At 74.1% G+C, this 16,029-nt stretch carries 18 protein-coding genes; 7 read left to right on the top strand and 11 right to left on the bottom strand.

Going from position 1 to position 16,029, the window contains the following annotated elements:
* Window positions 1–12 precede the first annotated feature (12 nt).
* The 7 genes from ITX44_RS17635 (at window position 13) to ITX44_RS17605 (ending at window position 6,845) form a co-directional block, all read left to right on the top strand.
* The gene (locus ITX44_RS17635; RefSeq protein ID WP_205358185.1) at window positions 13–849 is read left to right on the top strand and encodes an amidohydrolase family protein; all 837 of its coding nucleotides are present in this window, start codon (window positions 13–15) and stop codon (window positions 847–849) included.
* Window positions 850–973: 124 nt separating this feature from the next.
* Window positions 974–1,513: an MSMEG_0572/Sll0783 family nitrogen starvation response protein gene (locus ITX44_RS17630; protein WP_205358184.1), complete on the top strand. Its 540-nt coding sequence runs from the start codon at window positions 974–976 to the stop codon at window positions 1,511–1,513.
* 10 nt (window positions 1,514–1,523) lie between these two features.
* Entirely contained in the window at window positions 1,524–2,609 is a 1,086-nt protein-coding gene (locus tag ITX44_RS17625; protein ID WP_307795327.1) for an MSMEG_0568 family radical SAM protein, read from the top strand.
* 4 nt (window positions 2,610–2,613) lie between these two features.
* Window positions 2,614–4,065, top strand: coding sequence for an MSMEG_0567/sll0787 family protein (locus ITX44_RS17620; protein WP_205358183.1), 1,452 nt, complete (start codon window positions 2,614–2,616; stop codon window positions 4,063–4,065).
* Window positions 4,066–4,090: 25 nt separating this feature from the next.
* The gene (locus tag ITX44_RS17615; RefSeq protein WP_205358182.1) at window positions 4,091–4,942 is read left to right on the top strand and encodes a carbon-nitrogen hydrolase family protein; all 852 of its coding nucleotides are present in this window, start codon (window positions 4,091–4,093) and stop codon (window positions 4,940–4,942) included.
* Window positions 4,939–5,775 carry a carbon-nitrogen hydrolase family protein gene (locus ITX44_RS17610; protein WP_205358181.1) on the top strand — a complete coding sequence of 279 codons (837 nt, stop codon included), beginning with the start codon at window positions 4,939–4,941 and terminating at the stop codon, window positions 5,773–5,775. Before ITX44_RS17615 ends, ITX44_RS17610 begins: the two co-directional genes overlap by 4 nt.
* A complete protein-coding gene (locus ITX44_RS17605) occupies window positions 5,772–6,845 on the top strand; it encodes an MSMEG_0565 family glycosyltransferase (protein WP_205358180.1) in 1,074 nt (357 codons plus the stop codon). The genes ITX44_RS17610 and ITX44_RS17605 overlap by 4 nt, the downstream gene beginning before the upstream one ends.
* A gap of 75 nt (window positions 6,846–6,920) precedes the next feature.
* Here the strand turns inward: ITX44_RS17605 and ITX44_RS17600 are convergent, their stop codons facing one another.
* The 11 genes from ITX44_RS17600 to ITX44_RS17550 form a co-directional block, all read right to left on the bottom strand.
* Window positions 6,921–8,159 carry a lytic polysaccharide monooxygenase gene (locus ITX44_RS17600; protein WP_236060799.1) on the bottom strand — a complete coding sequence of 413 codons (1,239 nt, stop codon included), beginning with the start codon at window positions 8,157–8,159 and terminating at the stop codon, window positions 6,921–6,923.
* 244 nt (window positions 8,160–8,403) lie between these two features.
* A complete protein-coding gene (locus ITX44_RS17595; RefSeq protein WP_205358178.1) occupies window positions 8,404–9,135 on the bottom strand; it encodes a zf-HC2 domain-containing protein in 732 nt (243 codons plus the stop codon).
* A complete protein-coding gene (locus tag ITX44_RS17590) occupies window positions 9,132–9,704 on the bottom strand; it encodes a sigma-70 family RNA polymerase sigma factor (protein ID WP_205358177.1) in 573 nt (190 codons plus the stop codon). The genes ITX44_RS17595 and ITX44_RS17590 overlap by 4 nt, the downstream gene beginning before the upstream one ends.
* 98 nt (window positions 9,705–9,802) lie before the next feature.
* On the bottom strand, window positions 9,803–10,807 hold the full coding sequence (locus tag ITX44_RS17585) for a DUF1996 domain-containing protein (RefSeq protein ID WP_307795326.1): 1,005 nt from the start codon (window positions 10,805–10,807) through the stop codon (window positions 9,803–9,805).
* 672 nt (window positions 10,808–11,479) lie between these two features.
* A complete protein-coding gene (locus tag ITX44_RS17580) occupies window positions 11,480–11,968 on the bottom strand; it encodes a hypothetical protein (RefSeq protein WP_205358176.1) in 489 nt (162 codons plus the stop codon).
* A gap of 46 nt (window positions 11,969–12,014) precedes the next feature.
* A complete protein-coding gene (locus ITX44_RS17575) occupies window positions 12,015–12,419 on the bottom strand; it encodes a gas vesicle protein K (protein ID WP_205358175.1) in 405 nt (134 codons plus the stop codon).
* A gap of 23 nt (window positions 12,420–12,442) precedes the next feature.
* On the bottom strand, window positions 12,443–12,691 hold the full coding sequence (locus ITX44_RS17570; RefSeq protein WP_372440938.1) for a gas vesicle protein: 249 nt from the start codon (window positions 12,689–12,691) through the stop codon (window positions 12,443–12,445).
* The gene (locus ITX44_RS17565) at window positions 12,688–13,602 is read right to left on the bottom strand and encodes a GvpL/GvpF family gas vesicle protein (RefSeq protein WP_205358174.1); all 915 of its coding nucleotides are present in this window, start codon (window positions 13,600–13,602) and stop codon (window positions 12,688–12,690) included. Before ITX44_RS17565 ends, ITX44_RS17570 begins: the two co-directional genes overlap by 4 nt.
* Window positions 13,599–14,081, bottom strand: a complete 483-nt coding sequence (locus tag ITX44_RS17560) for a gas vesicle protein (protein ID WP_307795325.1) — start codon at window positions 14,079–14,081, stop codon at window positions 13,599–13,601. Before ITX44_RS17560 ends, ITX44_RS17565 begins: the two co-directional genes overlap by 4 nt.
* A gap of 36 nt (window positions 14,082–14,117) precedes the next feature.
* Complete coding sequence (locus tag ITX44_RS17555) at window positions 14,118–15,389, bottom strand: SRPBCC family protein (protein ID WP_205358173.1); 1,272 nt, start codon at window positions 15,387–15,389, stop codon at window positions 14,118–14,120.
* Window positions 15,382–16,005: a hypothetical protein gene (locus tag ITX44_RS17550; protein WP_205358172.1), complete on the bottom strand. Its 624-nt coding sequence runs from the start codon at window positions 16,003–16,005 to the stop codon at window positions 15,382–15,384. Before ITX44_RS17550 ends, ITX44_RS17555 begins: the two co-directional genes overlap by 8 nt.
* Between the last annotated feature and the right edge of the window lie 24 nt (window positions 16,006–16,029).

The raw sequence follows: 16,029 nt of genomic DNA, 5'->3' as shown, positions 1-16,029 counted from the left end.
GGGAGCCGCGCCATGATCACCACGACGACCGCGCCCGTGTCCGACGCCCACCGCCACATCGGCGTACTGCCCGCGTACCCCTTCTACGGCGGGCCGCCGGTCGGCCCGGACACCACCGCCCGGGCCACCGTCGCACAGCTCATCGCCGACCTGGACGCAGAGGGCACCGAACGCGCCCTGGTCATCCCCAACTACGGCGTGCCGGACCCGGCGATCGCCTTCTCCTTCAACGAACTGGCCGTCGAGGCCGCGCAGCGCGACGACCGGATCCGGGCCGGGCTGTGGGTCTCGCCGCGCCCGGAGGACGAGGCGCGCACCGAAAAGGCGCTCGCCCTGGCCGGCGAGCGGGGCGTGAAGGCGCTCAAGCTCAGCTTCCTGCTCGGCGGGCGCCCCACCGACCCGGCCTGCCGCCCGCAGCTCGACCGGATCTTCGCCACCGCCGGGCGGTACGGCCTGGTGGTGCACGTGCACACCTCGCCCGGCGCCGCCTCCGACATCGACCAGGTCGGCCACCTGGTGGAGCAGTACGCCGACACCGTCGCGGTGCACCTGGTGCACTTCGGCGGCGGGATGAGCGGCCACATCAAGCTGGCCGGCGGCCGGTTCTTCGACTGGATCGCGGCCGGCAAACGCGTCTACACCGACCTCTCCTGGGCCATCGGCTTCGCGCCCCGCTGGCTGGCCCGGGAGATCGAGCACCGCGGCATCGGCCACGACCGGGTGCTCTTCGCCAGCGACCAGCCGTGGGGCGACTTCGCCGGGGAGTACGCCCGGCTCGCCGCGGCGACGGCCGGCGGCGAACTGGGCGAGCGCGTCTTCCGGGACACCTTCGCCGCGCTCTACGACTGACCCCGGCCCCGACTCCGGCACCGACCCGCCCCCTCATCCGCGACCCGCCGTCCGCGGCCCCGCGACCGTACCTCCGCAGCCCTCGTACCTCCGTGACCCCCGAACCCCCCGCCAGGAGACACCCATGTCCGAATCCGCCCTTCCCGCCGTGTCCGCCGACCTCACCGAGGCCGAGCAGAAGTCGCTGGCTGAGATCCCGCACCCCTCGCTTCCCGAGGGCTCCAGCATCTACGGCTCGACCAAGGTCTTCCCCGACTACCGGGCGGAGAACGGCGAGTCGTACTTCACCCTCGTGCACGGCATCGCCCACGAGTCGTCGGTGTCCTTCGTCGCGGTCCTCCAGGCCACCCGCGCGCTGCGCAAGGGCTTCGAGACCGCCATCTACTTCTACGGCCCCGGCTCCCTCAACTGCCTGGCCACCCGCGGCTTCCCGACCACCGGCAACTCCGCGTTCCCCGGCGAGCACAACATCAACAACCAGCTCCGGACGTTCATCACCGAGGGCGGCAAGGTCTACTGCTGCCGGTTCGGGCTGTCCCTGCACGGCGCCCGGGAGGAGGACCTGATCGAGGGCGTCATCCCCACCCACCCGCTCGACGTCCAGGACGCGCTGATCCACTACGCGCGCAAGGGCGCCATCATCAACTCCACCTACCAGCTCTGAGGGGCACACCGTGAGCGTTGGCACCGGATCGACGGCGGTGGACGTGCGGATCGCGACCCGCGCCGAACTCGCCCTGCACGGAGTGGCGCTGGAGACACCCGTGCGCCGGCCGGACGGCGCGGGGCCCAGCGACGACGGCCACGTCCTGGTCGACGGTGCCGGCGCCGCCCTCCCCCGCAACCCGAACAGCCCCTACTCGGTGCGCGACGGCCGGGTGTGGCTCGGCGACCAGGACACCGGGCTCACCCTGACCCCTGTGCGGCGGCCGAGGTTCTACGACCTGACGACCGCCGACGGGATCCCGTACGAGCGGATCGCCCGCCTGCACGGCGCCGACGTGCTCGCCACCACCGTCGTGCAGACCTGCATCCGCTACGCCGAGGCCGACCGCTGCCGCTTCTGCACCATCGAGGAGTCGCTGCGCGCGGGCGCCACCGTGGCCGCCAAGACCCCGGCGCAGCTCGCCGAGGTCGCCGAGGCGGCCGTGCGGCTGGACGGCGTGCGGCAGATGGTGATGACCACCGGCACCACCACCGGGCCGGACCGCGGCGCCCGTGCCCTGGCCCGGTCGGTGCGGGCGGTGCTCGCGGCCGTGCCCGGGCTGCCGGTGCAGGTGCAGTGCGAGCCGCCCGGCGACCTGGCCTGGATCCGGGAGTTGCGGGACGCCGGGGCCACCGCCATCGGCATCCACGCCGAGGCGCTGGACGACGAGGTGCGCAGGGCCTGGATGCCGGGCAAGTCGACCGTGCCCATGGCGGAGTACGAGGCGGCGTGGGACGAGGCGGTACGGGTCTTCGGCCGCAACCGGGTCTCCACCTACCTGCTGGTGGGCCTGGGCGAGGACCCGGACGAGCTGATCGCGGGTGCGGGGCGGCTGATCGAACGGGGCGTGTACCCGTTCGTGGTGCCCTTCCGGCCGATGCGCGGCACGCTGGCCGCCCGCGACGGGATCGGCGCGCCGAGCGCGGAAGTGCTGCGGTACGTCACGCGCGGCGTGGCGGACAAGCTGAGCGCGGCCGGAATGCGCGGCGCCGACCAGCGGGCCGGCTGCGCGGCGTGCGGGGCGTGCAGCGTGCTGCCGGCAGCGGGCGGGTGACGCGGTGTACCTCGACGGATCCGCGCTCGCGCCGGCCGTGGACCACCCGCAGGACATCCTGGCGCTGCTCGGCGACCGCAGCACCCTGGCCCGCCGGCCCGCCTTCCGGATCGAGGAGGCGGACGGCCGGGCGGACCTGGCCGCCTACCTGCGGCTGCGCCGGGAGACCTTCGTCCACGAACAGGAGCTGTTCGCCGCCGACGACCGCGACGGGCGCGACGGCGACCCCCGTACGATCGTGCTGATCGCCCGGGACGACCAGGGCACGGTGGTCGGCGGGGTCCGGCTCGGCCCGGTGGACGACGGGCCGGACCTGGGCTGGTGGCAGGGCGGGCGGCTGGTCGTGACCCGCCGGGTGCGCGGCGGACGCGGCATCGGGGCGGCGCTGGTCCGCGCGGCCTGCGCCCGGGCGGAGGCCGCGGGCGTGCTGCGGTTCGACGCCACGGTGCAGGCCCGCGGCGAGGCGCTGTTCCGGAGACTGGGCTGGCAGCGGGTGCGCGACGTCACGGTCGCGGGCGCGCCGCACGTCCTGATGCGCTGGCCGGTCGAGCGGATCGCGGCCCTCTCGGCGGCCGTCAAGTCCCCGCTGGGACCGCTGCTCTCCGGTCTGCGGGCCGCCGGGACGCCCGCGCTCGGCGGCCCCGGCTTCGTCGGCGACGACGGCGCGCCGGTCCCGGGCACCGATGTGATCGCCGCGTGCGACGCCATTGTGCCGTCGATGGTCGAGCGGGACCCGGAGTGGGCGGGCTGGTGCTCGGTCCTGGTCAACGTCAACGACTTGGCGGCGATGGGCGCTTCGCCGCTGGGCCTGCTGGACGCGGTGGGCGCCCGGGACACCGCGCACGCGGCGGCCATCCTGGCCGGGCTGGAACGGGCTGCGCGGGCGTACGGCGTGCCCGTGCTCGGCGGGCACACCCAACTGGGGGTGCCGGCCGCCCTGTCGGTGACCGCGCTCGGCCGGACCCGCCGTCCGGTGCCGGGCGGTGGCGGCCGGCCGGGGCACGCGGTCCGGCTCACCGCCGACCTCGGCGGGGCCTGGCGGCCGGGCTACCGGGGCCGGCAGTGGGACTCGTCCTCCCACCGCCGCTCCGGCGAACTGCGCGCGATGACGGGCGCGGTGGCCGCCGCCCGGCCCGCGGCCGCCAAGGACGTGTCCATGGCCGGGATCGCCGGGACGCTGGGGATGCTGGCCGAGGCGAGCGGCTGCGGCGCGGTGCTCGACGTGGCCGCCGTGCCGCGGCCGCGTGCCGCGACCATGGGCGACTGGCTGACCTGCTTCCCCGGCTTCGCCGTGCTCACCGCGGACGAACCGGGCGCGCCCGCGCTGCCCGCGGGTCCGGCGACCGGCGCGGTGTGCGGGGAACTGACCGGCGGCCGCGGGGTCGGGCTGCGCTGGCCCGACGGAGACATCACTGAAGCGGTCACCGCCACGGTGACCGGAATGGGGACCGCATGACCACCCGCATGATCAGGGGGACCGCATGACCGCCCTTCGGATGGCGGCCGCCTCCGCCGCGTTCGGCCGCGACCTCGAAGCGGACTTCGCGGCGGCCGGCCGGCTGATCGAGGAGGCCAGGGAGCAGGGGGTCGGGCTGCTGGCACTGCCGGAGGCGTGCCTGGGCGGCTACCTGCTCAGCCTGGACGACGACGGGGAACTGGACGCCGGGCCGCCGGCGCTCGCCGCGGACGGCCCGGAGATCCGCCGGCTGGCCGCGCTCGCCGGATCGATGACGGTGGTCGCCGGCTACTGCGAGGCCGGGGCGGACGGCCGGCGCTACAACAGCGTGGTGTGCGTCACCGGCGACGGGGTGCTCGGCAACCACCGCAAGGTGCACCAGCCGCTGAGCGAGGACGCCTCCTACGCCTCCGGCGACCGTTTCCACGCCTTCGACACGCCGATCGGCCGGATCGGCATGATGATCTGCTACGACAAGGCGTTCCCGGAATCCGCCCGCGCGCTGGCGCTGGACGGCGCCGAGATCGGCGTGGTGGTGTCGGCCTGGCCGGGCGCGCGCACCGCCCCCGCGGCCGATCTGGCGAACGACCGCTGGAAGCGCCGGTTCGACCTGTTCGACCGGGCCCGCGCGCTGGAGAACCAGATCGTGTGGCTGTCGGCCAACCAAGCCGGTACGTTCGGGTCGCTACGCTTCGTCGGCAGCGCCAAGGTCGTCGATCCCGGCGGCGAGATCCTGGCCGGCACCGGCGTCGGACCGGGCCTGGCGGTCGCCGAACTCGACGTCGCCCGCGCCCTGGAGACCGCCCGCCGGTCCATGGGCCACCTGCGCGACCGGCGCCCGGAAACCTACACGTACGCAGGAGCAGCCAGCGCATGAGCACCGTCCGGATCGCGGCCGCGGCGGCCCACTTCGGCCGCGACCTGGAGTTCGACCTCGCGCGCATCGGCAAGATCGTGGAGGACGCCCGCGCGGCCGGCGCCGGGCTGCTGGTGCTGCCCGACGCCGCGCTCGGCGGCTACCTGGCCGACCTGCGGCACCCCGACCCGGACGCGCTGCCGCCCGCGCTCAAGCCGGACGACCCGCTGATCCCGCGCATCGCCGCGCTCGCCGCCGAGATGGTGGTGTGCGTCGGCTACTGCGAGGACGCCGGTGACGAGCGCTACAACGCCGCGGTGTGCGTGAGCGGCGACGGCGTCCTCGGCCGGCACCGCAAGGTGCACCTGCCGGCGGGCGAGGTCGCCGCCTACGCGCCCGGCGACCGGTTCGACGCCTTCGACACGCCGGTCGGCCGCGTCGGCATGCTCATCGACTACGACAAGACCTTCCCCGAGTCCGCCCGGTCGCTGGCCCTGGACGGGGCACAGGTCCTGGCCTGCCTGTCCGCCTGGCCCACCAGCACCACCAACCGGGCCCCGCGGATGGCCCAGGACCGCCAGGCCCGGCTGTTCGACCTGTACGACCAGGCGCGGGCCGCGGAGAACCAGGTGGTGCTCGCCTCCTCCAACCAGACCGGCTCGATGGGCGGGATGCGTTTCCTGGGCCAGGCCAAGGTGGTCGGGCCCGGCGGTGACATCCTCGCCCGCACCTGGGCCAAGGCGGGCCTGGCCGTCGCCGAACTCGACGTGGCCGCGGAGATCGACCGGGCCCGCCAGGTCCTGCGGCACCTCGGCGAACGCCGCCCGACCGCCTACCGGGAGCACGCCACATGAAGATCGCCCTGCTCAGCTACTCCACCAAGCCGCGCGGCGGGGTGGTCCACACCCTCGCGCTGGCCGAGGCACTGGCCGCCGCCGGCGAGGACGTCACCGTGTGGTCGCTCGGCCGCGGCGGCGACACCGGCTTCTTCCGGCCGGTCGTCCCGGCCGTACGGGTGCGGATCGTGCCCTTCCCCGACGGCCCGGACGGGGAGACGGTGGGCGAGCGCGTGCTGCGGTCGATCGCCGTGCTGCGCGAGGCGTTCGACCCGGCGCCGTACGACGTGGTGCACGCCCAGGACTGCATCAGCGCGAACGCGGTGGGCCGCTGCGTGCGCACCGTGCACCACCTCGATCACTTCACCACGCCCGAACTGGCCGCCTGCCACGAGCGGGCGATCGTCGAACCGTACGCGCACATCTGCGTCTCGCGGGCGGTGGCCGGCGAACTCGCCGCCGGCTGGGGCCTGACGGCCGAGGTCATCCCCAACGCGGTGGCGTACGAGCGGTTCGCCGCGGTCGACCCGGCCGCCCGCGAGCGGTGGCGGCGCGAACTGGGACGGTACGTGCTGACCGTGGGCGGAATCGAGCCGCGCAAGGGCTCGCTGGACCTGCTGGAGGCGTACGCGCTGCTGCGCGCCGATCACCGCGGGGTGCGGCTGGTGATCGCGGGCGGCGAGACCCTGTTCGACTACCGCGACTACCGGGCTCGCTGGGCGGCCCGGGCCGCCGAACTCGGCGCCGATCCGCTGGTCCTGGGCCCGGTGCCGGAGGAGGACCTGCCGGCCCTGGTGGCCGGTGCGGGCGCGTTCGCCTTCCCGTCGGTCAAGGAGGGCTTCGGCCTGGCGGCCATGGAGGCGCTGGCCGCCGGGGTGCCGCTGGTGGTCCGTGACCTGCCGGTGCTGCGCGAGGTCTTCGGCGGGGCCGCCCGGTTCGCCGCGACTGCGGCGGACCTGGCCGCCGAACTCGCCGTGGCCCTCACGGAGGACGCCCCCGCCCGCCGGGCCGCGGGGCGGGACCTTGCCGCCCGGCACACATGGGAGGCGGCGGCCCGGCGGCACCTGGACTTCTACCGTTCGCTGTGAGCCGGCCCGGGGCCCGGGACAGCGCTGCCCCGCACCGCAGGGTCGCGGTGCGGGGCAGCGCCGGTGTCGCGGGCGTCAGGAGAACGTGCAGGTGATGGAGCCCTTGGGCGTGTTGTTGCCGGTCGAGTTGGCGGTGAAGCCGAAGGTGGTGTTGCCGTCCGCGGCGATCGTGCCGTTGTAGGCCGCGTTGGTCACCTTGACGGCGCCGCCGCTGCTGGTCAGCGTGCCGTTCCACAGCTGGGTGATGGTCGTGCCGTCACCCGGCGTCCAGTTCACCGTCCAGTGACTGCTCGGCGAGGTGCCGTGGTTCATGACCTCGACCTGTCCCTGGAAGCCGCCGCCCCAGGAGTTGGTCACCGAGTACATGGCCATGCAGGTGCCGTCACCGGTGCCGCCGGTCGTGCCGCCGGTGGTGGTCCCGGCGGTGGTTCCGCCGTTCGTGGTCCCGGTGGTCGTACCGCCGTTCGTGGTGCCGGTGGTGGTTCCGCTGGTGGTCCCGCCGTTCGTGGTCGTACCACCGGTCGTGGTCCCGCTGGTCGTGCCACCGTTCGTGGTCGTGCCGCCGTTCGTCGTGGTCCCGCCGGTCGTGGTGGTGCCACCGCCGAGGTGGATGCCGGTGACCTCGCCGTTGCCGCCGTCGAAGGCGATGTCGGAGCAGGAGAAGAAGTTCTCGTTGCTGTCCGAGCGGACCCACTGGATGAACAGCAGGGCGTTACCGGAGCGGCCCGAGGGCAGCGCCTGGTCCCAGTAGTAGTGGCCGCCGTCCGTGCCCGGCGAGCCGACCGCGGGCGGGTTGGTGACACTGCCGATCTGGTCCAGGTCGGCCCACGCCAGCGGAGTGGTCGGCGACCAGCCCTGCTTGGTGAGGTACACCCGGAACGTGCCCGGGTGCGCCGCCCAGTTGCTGTACTGGAGCTGGATGGTCGAGCCCGAGGTCAGGTGCGTGCGCGGCCAGTCGTCCCGGGCCGCGTTGTACGCGGAGAAGTCGTACGGCGACTTGTTGCCCGCGCTGCAGATGGTCCCGTCCGGCACGTAACCCGCGCCGCGGCCGCCCGCGTTGGAGTCCAGCACCGCGAACCAGTTGTAGAGCGGGGTCGTGCCGCTCTGCGCGACCGCCGCGGCGCAGGCGGGATTGGTGGGGGTGAGCGCGCCCGTGGAGGTCTGCGCGTCCTCGTAACACAGGTAGGTACGGGAGCCGGGCATCATCGCGACGCCGTGCGCCGACGCGGAGCCCTGGCCGAGGAGCACGAAGCCCAGAGCCGCGAGCAGCGTGCCCAGTCCCGCTATGAGGGAGAGTGTCCTTCGCCTTTTCAAGGTGGGTGACCTTTCCGGCAGCGTCCCGAGGCCGTTGGCCACCGCAGCCGGGTCCCCGGGGCGTGGTGGGGGGAAACACGATATGGGAGCGCTCCCATATTTCGTACGGCGAACATAACAGCCCATCAGGTGCGTGTAAACAGCCCGCGCAAGGCGGCAGTCACGAGCCCCGGCCCCGGCGGGAGTTCGGCTCCCGCCGGGGCCGGGCAACCGCCGGGCGCGCACCGGGCGCCGGGGCGGTCGGTCAGACGGACGCGCTGACGTACGTCTTCCCGTGGTCGTTCTCCACCGCCACCGAGGCGATGTCCTGGGCGGCGGTGGCGGCCGATCCGTCGAGGTCGGCGCCCTTGCCGCCGCCGGACGGGGCGCGGCCGACGACCCAGCTCCCGGCGACCTCGCGGTGGCCGGAGCGGTCCACGACGACCAGGCGACAGCGCTCGCCGGCCGGGATACCGGTCACGGCCGCGTTCAGCCGTACCCAGCCGGCGGCAGGGGTCATGCGCAGCGTCAGCCGGGCGCCCGTCACGGGGTCGGTGGCCGACACGGCCCGTACGCCGGCCGGCGGGGTGGCGGTCACCGGCGCGCCGGTCGTGGTGGGCGGCGGTGCGGGCGCGGCCTGCGAGTCGGAGGAACCGCCGCCGGCCAGGTAGCCGCCGAGGAAGACCGCCGCGGCCGAGGCGGCAACGGCCGCGCCCAAGGTGAGGGACCGGCGCCGCCGGTCCGCCGTGCGCTCGTCGCGTACCTGCCGCAGTGTGCGCTGCAGCAGCAGATCCGCGTCGTCCGGCGGTCCGTCCAGGAACGCCTCCGGGGGCACGGTGCCGAGCATCGCCTCCATCTCCCGCAATTCCGCGAGCTCCTTCCGGCACTCGTCACAGGAGGCGGCGTGTGCGTCGACCTCCCGTTGATCGTCTTCGTCGAGCGCGCCGAGGACGTACGGGGCGAGCAGTTCGGCGAAACCGTCCTGGGCGCTGCTCACACGACCACCTCCTGAAGCCGGGCGGGGGTGCCGCCGGGTCTGCGGGCGTACTTCTCGCGCAGCGCCTTGAGCGCGTAGTGCGCCCGGGACTTGACCGTGCCCTCCGGGATGCCGAGCCGGCCGGCCGTCTCGGTGACCGTGTGGCCGCGGTAGTAGATCTCCACCAGGACGTCGCGGTGGTCCGGCGACAACTGGTCGAGCGCCTCCATGAGCACCATCGAGTCCACGATCTGCTCGGCGTGGTCGCGCTGGACCGAAGGCGCGGCGGCCGTCTCGGACACCTCGGCGACCTCGGTGGGCCGGGACGCCTTCGCCCGGTACCGGTCGGTGACGATGTTGCGGGTGACCGTCAGCAGCCAGCCGCGAACCGAGCCCTTGCCGTTGGTGAGGACCTCCGGGTGGCGCCAGGCCCGGATCAGGGTCTCCTGGACCACGTCCTCGGCGGCGGCGCGGTCGCCGGTCAGCCGCGTGGCGTACGCCAGCAGCGCCCGCCCGTGCTCCTCGTACAGCGCACGGACCAGCGCCTCGTCACTCGTGCTCTGCCGAGCGCGAGACCGCAGTTGTGACATTCACTCACTCCGTCCTTTCCCGAGTGGGTCGCCGTGGACACGGATGGGGCGGCGTCGCGGTTCACTCCCGCGCGGAATTCGGCCGGACTCCCCTGTGCTCAGCCCGCTGTGCAGTGCCGGCCGTGGTTGAGGCAGTTCACGACGGCGGCCATCTGGGCGTCGGTCATCACGTCCACGAAACCGGCGTGATCGGTGACCGGGCTGTGGTGCTGCTCGGGGAAGGCGTCGAGTGCGATCGGGGCGCCGGGCGGCACGTCATAGGAGACCACGATGTGGAGCTGCGGGATCGGGAAGGTGCCGGGCGGGCAGGACCCGTTCGGGCCGGCGAAGGCCACATGGGTGCGGTGGTTGAAGCTGTCGGTGTCCAGGCCGTTCCAGCAGCCGGGGAAGTCCAGGGTACGGGTGAGGCGGTCGCCGTCCGGGCAGCGCGGGTACAGCATCGTGTGCCGGTCCGGGAAGCCCGCACAGCCCCACGCGGCGTGGGCCAGCGCGAGGCCCTGCGTGCCGGCCGCCGGGTCCCCCGTCATCATCCGCAGGAAGCGCGGCATGGCCACCACGTCGCTGACCGCGTTGCCCCGGTACTCCAGGCTCACCGACACCGGCGGCAACAACGCCCCGCTGTTCCCGTGCGGGCCCACCGAGCCCGGATCCCCCGGCGGCGACGCCCGGTCCTGGCGGCGCAGCACCGGCCAGAAGTACGTCGAGCGGTCCCCGCCGGCGCAGGTGGTCTGTGCGGCCGCCAGGCTCGAGTCCGTCGAGAACGCGGTGGTCGACAGATTTCCGACGTAGTCGTGCGTGTGGTGGGCGCCGGCCGCCAATCCCGGTGAGACCACCACATTGTCCGCGTTGTGGTGCCCTTCTTCGTCCCGGCCGCAGTCCTCGCTGTACGTTCCCGTGGCCGCGCCCGCCTGCGCGGCGGGCGGCGCCGAATCCGGTGCCACTTCTTGTATGTCGGTGAAGTCGGCGGCAAAGGGCCCATTGGCCGGCGCCGCCCCGCCCGACGGCCGCATGACCCCCACGACCAGCACCGCGGCGACCACCGCGGCCACGGCGAAAACGGTCAGGGACACGGTGGTCCGTCCGGCCCGGAATCGTCTGCGCACGGCTGTCAGCGTGCCACACGCCTATGGGCCCGCCCGGCGGCGGGCCGGTTCGCCGGGAGCGCCCGCCGGCACCGCCGGTGGTTCCGGAGACGACAGCAACTGCCCCTTCGGGGCGGTGGCTACCCGCGCCACGGTGGGGGTACCTCCCAGGCCGAAGGCTCTGGGGGAGGGCTGATCGCGCTGGGGGCACCCCCGGACGGAGTCTGGGGGACCCCGCGCCCCTGGTTTTCCCGGCGAACCGCCCGCCGCCAGGCGGGCCTCGGAGATCCCCGGGCGAACCGGGCAGCTACGCGTGCGGGTTCGCCCGGAGCGCCCCATAGGGGCGCGGGGAACTGCGCGAGAACCGTCCACCGGCCGGTGGTCCGGACACGACAGCACCTGCCCCCTTGGGCCGGTGGCGACCCGCGCCACGGAATTGGGTTGCTCGCGCCCACGCGGCGCCAGCCGCAAATTGACTACAGCCCCGCGCCCCTTGGTTTTCCCGGCGAACCCGCACCCGCAGCAACCCGGCACGCAGAGAAGTGCCCAGGGCCCGCCTAACCGCTGGCGGTTCGCCGGACGCGCCCCAAAGGGGCGCGGGGAACTGCGCGAGAAACCACATGCGACCGGTGGTCCGGACACGACAGCAACAGCCCCCTCGGGCCGGTGGCGACCCGCGAACCGCAGCAGAGGTCAGATGCGCCCACCCGTGATGCGGGTGACGGGGCCGAAGGCACGGGCGGCGGAGTGGCGGCCAGTCGCATAGCCGGCCCCGATGAGAGCCGCGGCGGAGCCGACCGCTCCGGCCACGATGAGGGGGCGGGCGCGCAGGAGGTGCCAGGCGGTCAGGGCGCCGGCGGCGGTGGTGCGGGAGGCGGCGACCACGGCGCGGCGGCCGGCGTCGACGCCCTGGGCGGCGGTGCGGGAGGCCGATTCGAGGCGTTCCCAGGGAGCGTCGGCCGCGGATGTGAGGGCCGAACCGGCGTTCTCCAGGGCCTCGGTGGCCTCTCCGGCGGTGTCCGCGACGGACCTGGCGGCCTCGGCCGTGGCCTTGGCGGGACGCCGGTTGCCGCTGGAGCTCTCCGCCTTCTTGCGGGCGCCGCCCGCCGCGGCGGCCGTCCGGGTCGAGCCGGTGGCCCGCTTGGCGGGCGTTCTTTCCGAATTCTTGTTCTCCTCAGCCATAGTGGTCGCCTAACCGCCCATCAGGACGTGAAACCCGCACCGGTCCTCACAGGTCCTCGCGGGGAAGAAGCGAACCCAGCGGGCCGAGGTCCAGGTTGAGGTCGCTCATGGACAGGCCGTAGCGGTCGCACAACTCGCCCATGCGGTCGTGCAGAAGCATCAGCGTGGTGCCGATGCGCTCCTCCTGGTCCTCGCTCAGGCCCCCCTGGTCGACCCGGTGCAGCGCGGCGCGCTCCATCAGCTGGCGCAGCAACTCCACCAGGGTGAGCACCAGTTTCATCAGGTCCCGCTCGACCGCCTCCGGGTCGGTGGCGAGCCGGGCGGCCAGCCGGTTGCCCCCGGCCGGCTCCTCCTCGCGGCCGGCGCCGGCCGACTCCCGCACGATCGCGCGGGCCGCCGCGTACGCCGTCCGCTGCCACGGGTCGGCGCCGGACGGTGTCTGCTCGGTCATCGTGCACCTCTTTGTCGCTTGTCCTACCAGGGCCCGGGCGTGTCCGGGCCGAGGGAACGGATCACCGCCCGCAGATCGATGTGCACCAGTTCCACGTCGGCGATCGACAGCACCACGTCGCCGGTCAGGACCGCGCCGCCGACCAGCAGGCGGTCCAGCAGGTCGACGAGCGCGACGCGGCGGTCCGGCAGGTCGGCGGGACCGGTCTCCGGATACGAGAAGTCCGGCAGCCGTTCGGCGAACGGCTCCTCGGGCCACGGTCCGCCGCTCACGCCCGCGCTTCCCCGTTCGCCGGGCGGTCCCGTACGGGCGGGTGGTCCGTCGTACGGCTCTCGGCGGCCGGTTCCGGTACGGACTCCGGCGCGGCGGTGGCGAAGGAGTACGGCGCCCAGGGGCCGGTGACCTCCACCCGCGTGCCGGGGCGTACCCCGTCGAAGGCGTCCATGGCCGCGCGGAATGCCTCGGCCCGCTCGTAGGGCACGAGGAAGGCGAGGTTGGCGATGTTCTCCCCGGTGGTGGGCGCGAGCGCGCCCTGCTGCGGCCGGTGCCAGGCCCGGTCCACCGCGAACTCGCCGGCCCGCTCCACGACCCGGCCGACCAGGATCTCGGCGTCGGCGTACGCGCGCCGCAGCGCCTCCCGGCGGTCCAGGCGCTGCCGCAGGTAGGCCCGGCCCGCCCCCGCCGTGCCCGGGGCGGCCGACGCGGCGCCCGGACCGCCGGGAGGGCCGGGGGCAACGGGATCGGCCGGATCGACTGCGGTGAGGTCGGCGTAGACCTTCACCCCCCACTCCATGGTCCCGGCGAGCCGGGCGAGCCGGGCGGTCAGGAACTCGGCGCCCTCGCGCAGCATGCGGCGTACCCCTGCGTCGTCCGCGTAGAGGGTGGCGAGGCGCAGCGGCAGCACCGTCACCGCACCCGACAGTGCGGCGACGGTGCCGTGGTGCTCGCGGGCCAGCTTTTCCAGGGCGTCCAGGTCGTTGAGCTGCGCGGTGAGCGCCTCCTCGCCGAACAGCTCGGCGGGCACGTCGCAGACCAGCGCGCCGAGCGGCCCTTCGGCGACGGTACGGACCGGGCCGCCGGCCATGCCGCTCGCGCCGGCCCGGGCGACGGCGTCGTCGAGCGCGGGCCCGGCGGGCGCCACGGCGTACACGTAGACCAGCTCACCGGCGGGGTCCTGGGTCATGACCGGTCCTCCTTCCGCGCCTGGGAGCGCTTCTCGTGGGGTTCGGCCGCCGGCGCCTCGTCCGCCGCGGACCGAGTGTCCGAGCGGAGCCGGGCGAGTTCCGCGCGCAGGCGGTCGTTCTCCTCGGCCAGTGATTCACCGGCCGGCACCTCGCGCCGGCCGTCCCGCTCCACCTCGTCCCTGGTGTCCCGCTCCACCTCGCGGGCGGACGGCCGGCGGCGGGCCCCGTGGGACAGCGACGGGTCGTGCTCCCACCAGTCGATGCCCATCTCCTTCGCCTTGTCGACGGAGGCGACGAGCAGCCGCAGCTTGATGGTCAGCAGCTCGATGTCGAGCAGGTTGATCCGGATGTCACCCGCGATGACCACGCCCTTGTCCAGGACGCGTTCCAGGATGTCGGCGAGGTTCGCCCCCGGGGGCGGCTGCCCGTACGGGGACCCCGCCGTCGGCGCCATGCGCCCGGCCAGTGAATCGGTCACGTGTCGTTCACCTCTGTCCGCCGGTGCCCCGGGGCGTCAGCGCCGCGCCGCGGCAGTGCGCCTGCGGCGGCCGCCCGTGCGGGCCCGGCCGGTGTCGTCGGACTCCTCGTCCCGGGGTTCCCGGTCGTCGTCGTCCGCTTCTTCGTCCTCGTCGGCGTAGTCCTCGGCGTCCCGGTCGTCCTCGGACTCCGCCAAGTCCCTGTCGTCCGCCTCGTCCTCGATGTCCTCGGGGCGCTCGTCGTCCGGCACGTCCTCGTCGTACTCGTCGTCGGGCAGCTCGTCCCGCGGCAGGTCGTCCTCGCGCTCCTCGTCCGCCGGCTCGTCGGCGTCGGGGTCGTCGGCGTAGTCCTCGTCCTCCGCGTCGCGGGCCTCGTCGTCGTCCCGGTCCCGGTCGTCCTCGGCCGCTTCGGCGTCGGGCCCGTCCGGCTCGTCCGCTCCGTCGTCCTCGTCCTGGTCGCGGCGCTCCTCCTCCGCGACGGCGTCCTCGTGACTGGTCGTCACCTCGCCGTCGTGGATCTCGCCGCGCCAGCCGTCCTCCGGGCCGCCGTTGGTCATGACGTACTTGCGGTAGAGCTTCAGGTCGAGCCGGGCGCGGCGGCCCTGGGCCCGCCAGATGTTGCCGGTCTTCTCGAACAGGCCCTTGGGGAAGTACTCCAGGACCAGCAGGACCCGGGTCAGGTTCTCGCCCAGCGGGTGGAAGGTGACCACGCCGCGGACCTTGCCCTTGGCGCCCTCCGTGGTCCAGGCGATGCGCTCGTCCGGCACCTGTTCGGTGACGTTCGCCTTCCAGCTGCGGGTGGACTTGGCGACCTTGACCGTCCAGTTGCTGGTCGTGTCGTCGGCGCGCTCGACGTTGACGACGCCCTTGGCGAAGGTGCTGAAGTCCTGGAAGCGGCTCCACTGGTCGTAGGCCTCGCGCACGGGCACGCCGACGTCGATGTCCTCCACCACGGTGACCGACTTCGACTTCCCGCCGCCGCCCTTGGACTTCTTGCCGATCTTTCCCAGCAGGCCCTTGAAGCCGCCCTTCACCTTGTCCTTCAGGTGTTCGGTGCCGGCGGCCGCCACGGCGCGGGTGGGCGAGCCGCCGTCGCGCAGCGCGCCGACGCCCTTGGCCAGCGGGCCGGCCAGGCCCGTGACCCCCTGCTCGCCCAGCCCGGTCACACCGCGGCCGAGCCGGTCGCCGAGGCCGGCGACGGTCTTGCGGGTGCGCGCCTGGAGGTAGCCGAACAGCTCCTCCTTCAGCCGGTCGGCCTCCGGGCCGCGGGTGAGGGTGTCCTTGAGAGTGCCGGTCGTGGACTCAGGCATTGTGCGCACCTCCGCTGGTCCGCTTGGCGGCGCCGCTCGCGGCCTTGCCCGCGCCGTCGGCCGCTCTGGTCGTGGTGCGGCTCGTTGACCGCCCCTTGCCGCCGGCCGCCTTGCCCGCGGCGCTCGCGGTACGCCGGGCCTTGCCCGTACCGCCGGACGACGAGCGGGGGACGGACCGGCCGCCGGACTTGGTGCTCTTCTTCGCGGCCCGGTCGTCGGGCTCGTCGGCGTCGTCGAAGTCGCCGTCGTCGCGCGGCTCGTCGTCCTCCGCGTCGTCGAGATCGTCCTCGTCGTCGGCCCGGTTGAGCGCGAGGCTGCGCTCGTGCAGGCTGTCGGCGATGCCGCCGACGCGCTTGGTGAGGGCTTCCTTGGCCGCGGTACGGGTGGCGTCCACGATCTGTTCGCGTACCTGGCCGTTGAGTTCGCCGATCACCGGCGAGCCGAGTGCCTTTCTCAGGGCGTCGCCGTCGAGGGCGAATTTCTTGCCGGCCAGGAACATGCCCAGGCCCAGCGCGAGTTTGGCCTTCTTGGTACGGCCGAGCATGTACCCGCCCACCACGGCCACGCCGATTTTCGCGTTCGTCATCATTACTGGTGTCACCTCGTTGTTCGTCATGGCCTGCCGTGGCAGGGGCGCCCG

Origin of the sequence: Actinacidiphila acididurans, assembly GCF_016918855.1 — a bacterium.
Lineage (GTDB): Bacteria > Actinomycetota > Actinomycetes > Streptomycetales > Streptomycetaceae > Actinacidiphila > Actinacidiphila acididurans.
The sequence above is the reverse complement of the archived record's forward strand: the minus strand, read 5'-3'. Positions and strand labels throughout refer to the sequence as shown.